The sequence below is a fragment of the Mesorhizobium sp. M7A.F.Ca.US.005.03.2.1 genome (assembly GCF_003997795.1).
GTDB lineage: Bacteria > Pseudomonadota > Alphaproteobacteria > Rhizobiales > Rhizobiaceae > Mesorhizobium > Mesorhizobium ciceri.
Genome location: NZ_RZRP01000545.1, coordinates 1 through 4,308 on the forward strand (window position 1 = coordinate 1; position 4,308 = coordinate 4,308).

The 4,308-nt window shown below is 64.0% G+C and carries 4 protein-coding genes; 2 read left to right on the top strand and 2 right to left on the bottom strand.

Annotated features, from left to right (window positions below; translation table 11 throughout):
* Positions 1–463, bottom strand: a 463-nt coding sequence (locus EN991_RS25215) for a DUF2231 domain-containing protein (protein ID WP_127369779.1), incomplete at its 3' end; no start/stop codon positions are given.
* Positions 464–615: 152 nt separating this feature from the next.
* Positions 616–1,521, bottom strand: coding sequence for a DMT family transporter (locus EN991_RS25220; protein WP_127369780.1), 906 nt, complete (start codon positions 1,519–1,521; stop codon positions 616–618).
* A 208-nt stretch (positions 1,522–1,729) separates the two neighbouring features.
* Between EN991_RS25220 and EN991_RS25225 the strand changes: the two genes are divergently transcribed.
* Together EN991_RS25225 and EN991_RS25230 are read left to right on the top strand one after the other, a co-directional pair.
* Positions 1,730–3,028 (top strand): adenylosuccinate synthase, encoded by a 1,299-nt coding sequence (locus tag EN991_RS25225; RefSeq protein ID WP_024502931.1) that lies wholly within the window; start codon positions 1,730–1,732, stop codon positions 3,026–3,028.
* Between the two features lie 75 nt (positions 3,029–3,103).
* A partial coding sequence (locus EN991_RS25230; protein WP_127369781.1) for a hypothetical protein occupies positions 3,104–4,308 on the top strand: 1,205 nt, incomplete at its 3' end.

Consider the following 4,308-nt stretch of genomic DNA (forward strand, 5'->3'; position numbering starts at 1 on the left):
GTGTCAACGCGTCCGAGCCATCGGAGACACCCACGCGATGTCGGTAGACCAGTTCCCAGCCCTTCCAGCCCGTAAACAGCAAGATGAGAACCACGATCAGCGATAGGACGATGCCGGTTGGCATCACGGCCGCCGCTCCGCCGGCATACCGCGAGTACCAGTTGTAAAGCTCGATCAACACGACGATTACATTGCCGCCGGCATGGAGCCATGCCGTCGTGAGATTGCGGACCTGCACATCGCCGAGAACATCCGTCAAGCCAGCAAGCGCAGCCAGGGCAGCCATGATCAGGCCTGCGCCGAGAAGCCAAAGCGACCCGGTGACCCATCCAGGATCGGCTGTTCGCCAGAAGATAAGGTCGCAAACGAAGGTGCCGACAAAAAAGGCAATCGGAAACGGAATCAGCATCGGGTGGATAGGGTGACCAGCAATGCTTGCCGTGCTGCGAGGGTTGTGGCTCATCATGTCGCCTCCCTGGCGTTCAAACTCCGCTGGAGGTGAAATGTTCCAAGTAGGGGACGCGGCAGGATTCATGCCGCTGTTTCCGCGCCATTGGCGAAGTCCAGGCCGTTCGCGTGATTACCGCGACGGCGGAGGGCGTCAGCCGCCAAATGTCATCCGCGGTGGTCCGCCACCGCCATCTTGCGCCCGCTGTATTCGGCAAGCCCGATGCCGCCCAGCACGAGCACCAAGGCCAGCGCCTGATAGAGCTGGAACGTCTCGCCGACGATCAGCACCGACAGCAGCGTGCCGAAGATCGGCACCAGATTGATGAACAGGCCGGCGCGGTTGGCGCCGATCAGCTCGTTGCCCCTGATGTAGAAGATCTGCGAAACGACCGAGGCGCCGATCGCCGTATAGACGATGACGGTCCAGCCGCGCGCGTCGGGCATGATGACCTTGCCGGCGAGGACCTCCCACAGGAAGAACGGCAACGAGGTGACGAGTGCCGAAACCGACAGGGCCAGCATCAGGCTCTGCCAGTGCATCACCGGCTTCAGCCGCAACCCGACCGAATAGCCGCTGTAGAGAAAGACAGCGACCAGCATGATGGCGTCACCGAAATTGAGTTCCAGCGTCAACAGCCGGCGCGGGTCGCCATGGCAGGCGGTGAGGATCACGCCGGCGATGGTCAGCACGACGCCGACAATCTGCGCCCAGTTCACGCGCAGGCGGAAGAAGACGAAATTGGCAGTCATGATCAGGATCGGCATCGCCGCCTGTTCGATCGAGACATTGATCGCTGTCGTGTAGTTGAGCGCCGTGTAGAAGATGGTGTTGAACAGGGTGAAGCCGCTGGCGCCGAGGGCGACCAGCACGAACCAGTGCTTGCGGACTACCGGCCAGTCCTTCTGGATGGTCTTCCAGCCGATGGGCAGCATGATCGCCACGGCCAGCACCCAGCGCAGGAAGACCAGCGTCATCGGCGAGACGTGATCGACCGCCAGCTTGCCGGCCACCGAATTTCCACCCCAAAGCAAGGTGGTGAGCAGCAGGAATATGTAGGCGCTTCGATGCATCGCGGGATTCCAGTCGCCGGAGCTGCGGTGTTTGCCGGCCTATTGCCCTCGCTCGCCCAAGTAAATGATGTCAAAGCCGAAAATTGTTGTGCCTCAGGGCATTTTCGACGGCAAAGAAAGGTCGCGCTCGCGAGGTCTTGACGTTATAGAGGCCTGTCGTTTCGAACCATATTCAAGCCGCTTGGCGGCGTCTCAAGGGAAAAGAAACATGGCCAATGTGGTGGTCGTCGGCTCGCAGTGGGGTGACGAAGGCAAGGGCAAGATCGTCGACTGGCTGTCGGAGCGCGCCGATGTCGTGGTGCGTTTCCAGGGCGGCCACAATGCCGGCCATACGCTGGTCGTCGACGGCAAGGTCTACAAGCTGTCGTTGCTTCCGTCGGGCGTCGTGCGCCAGGGCAAGCTGTCCATCATCGGCAATGGCGTCGTGTTCGACCCGCACGCTTTCGTCGCCGAGGTGGCAAAACTCAAGGCGCAAGGTGTCGAAGTAGCGCCGGATCGCCTGAAAATAGCCGAAAACACAGCGCTTATCCTGTCCCTGCATCGAGAGCTGGACGGGTTTCGTGAGGACGCCGCATCCAATTCCGGGACGAAGATTGGCACGACCCGTCGCGGCATCGGCCCCGCCTATGAGGACAAGGTGGGCCGGCGCGCGGTCAGGGTGATGGATTTGGCGGATTTGGAAACACTGCCCTTGAAAGTCGACAGGCTGCTGACGCACCACAATGCGCTGCGACGCGGGCTTGGTCATGCGGAAGTCACGCATGACGCGATCATGCAGGAACTAACCTCGGTCGCCGACGACATCCTGCCCTATATGGACCGGGTCTGGAAGATCCTCGACGACAAGCGCCGGGCTGGCGAGCGCATCCTGTTCGAGGGCGCGCAGGGCACACTGCTCGATATCGACCACGGCACCTATCCGTTCGTGACCTCGTCGAACACGGTTGCCGGACAGGCTGCCGCCGGCTCCGGCGTTGGCCCGGGCGCCATCGGCTATGTGCTCGGCATCACCAAAGCCTATACGACACGCGTCGGCGAGGGTCCGTTCCCGACCGAGCAGAAGAACGAGGTCGGCGAATTCCTCGGCACGCGCGGCCATGAATTCGGCGTCGTCACCGGTCGCAAGCGCCGCTGCGGCTGGTTCGACGCGGTGTTGGTGCGCCAGGCCGTCGCGGTCAACGGCATCAAGGGCATCGCGCTGACCAAGCTCGACGTGCTTGACGGGCTGGACGAGATCAAGGTCTGCACCGGTTACCGTCTCGACGGCGAGATGATCGATTATCTGCCGGCCAGCCAGGGCGCGCAGGCACGTGTCGAACCGGTCTACGAGACGCTCGAGGGCTGGAAAGGCACCACTGCCGGCGCGCGCAGCTGGAATGATCTGCCGGCCCAGGCGGTCAAGTATGTCCGCTACATCGAGGAGCTCATCGGCGCACCGGTCGCGCTCCTTTCCACCAGCCCGGAACGCGACGACACGATACTTGTGACCGATCCGTTTCAAGACTAGTTTCTGAAGCCTTTCCGGGCATCGCGGCTGATTTGCGGGGGCCGGCGCGGAAGCAAAATACAGGTCGACTGAAGCATGGCAGATTTCGTTGCTATTCTGAAAAACGCGCTCGACAAGCATGGCGACGAGACGCCGGAAAAGCGTACGCGCATCTATGCCAGCGTTCGCACCATGCTGGCGAAGAAGCTTGGTGAACGTTCGCCGCCGTGGGCTCCCGAAGCCATAGCCACGCAGATGCGTTCGCTGGAAGACGCCATTACAAGCGTCGAGCGCGATTATGCCAAGAGCGTGCCGGAGACCGACCCGCTCGCGGAGCTGGAACACATTTTTTCGTCGATCGATCGCAACAAGAACCAGCCAAGCCATACGAGGCAGCCGGCGAAGGCGGAATCGGCCTGGCCGGCACCGCCCGTCGCCAAGCCCGAGCCCTATCAACCCGCGCCGCCGCCTGCCGCCAAGGTCGAGCCAAGCTGGCAAAGATCGACGCCGGCGCCTGCCCAGCCGGCTCGCGCCGACACGCCTCTTCCAGGCATGAACGCCGAGGAGGCGGACGACGAGGCCGATGTCTTTTCCAGCAACGAAGACAATGAAGAGCCGGTACAGGACACCTTCCAGCGCCTGCGTCCCGCCGAGCGCAAGCGCAGCTATGGCGGGCTGATCGCGGCCGTCGTCGCACTGCTGGTCGTTGCCGGCGGCGGCTATGGCGTCTGGCTGAACAAGGACGCCTTCGGCAAGATGCTGGGGCTTGGCGGCAATCAGGTAGCGAAAACCGAACCCGTGAAGCCGGCGCCGGCCAAGCCGGCAACCGATGCCGCGGCAGCGCCGCCGGCGCCCGCGGCTGGCGGCACGGAAGCCGAAAGCACGAAATTCACCCAGCGGCTGACACCGCAGGGTGGTGAAGTCGACCCGGGTCCGGCCGGTGGCCACAGCGGCATCGGCGAAGGCGAATCGGTCGCGGCGCTGCCCACCCCGCCCTCGGCCACGAACGCACCGGCGATTTCCGCACCGGCCGCCGGTACGCCTGCCGCGACTACGCCTCCGGCGACAGATGCCGCCCCCGCAACGCCGCCTGCCAACGGAGCAGCGCCTGCAGCGCCGGCCGATGCTGCCGGCACGCCGCCAGCACCGGCAGGTGCCGCGCCGCCCGCGCCGGCGGCTGCGCCTGCGGAAGCCGCCCTGCCTGTCGGCCAGAAGGCGATCTTCTATGAGGAGCGCACCAGCACCGCCCAGGGCTCCGCCGAGCCCGGCAACATCGTCTGGTCGCTGGTGCAGGAATCGCC

Bases quoted from the DNA above. Each gene is read 5' to 3' on its own strand.
- EN991_RS25220 (WP_127369780.1), bottom strand. From the start codon at position 1,521: ATGCATCGAAGCGCCTACATATTCCTGCTGCTCACCACCTTGCTTTGG.
- EN991_RS25225 (WP_024502931.1), top strand. From the start codon at position 1,730: ATGGCCAATGTGGTGGTCGTCGGCTCGCAGTGGGGTGACGAAGGCAAG.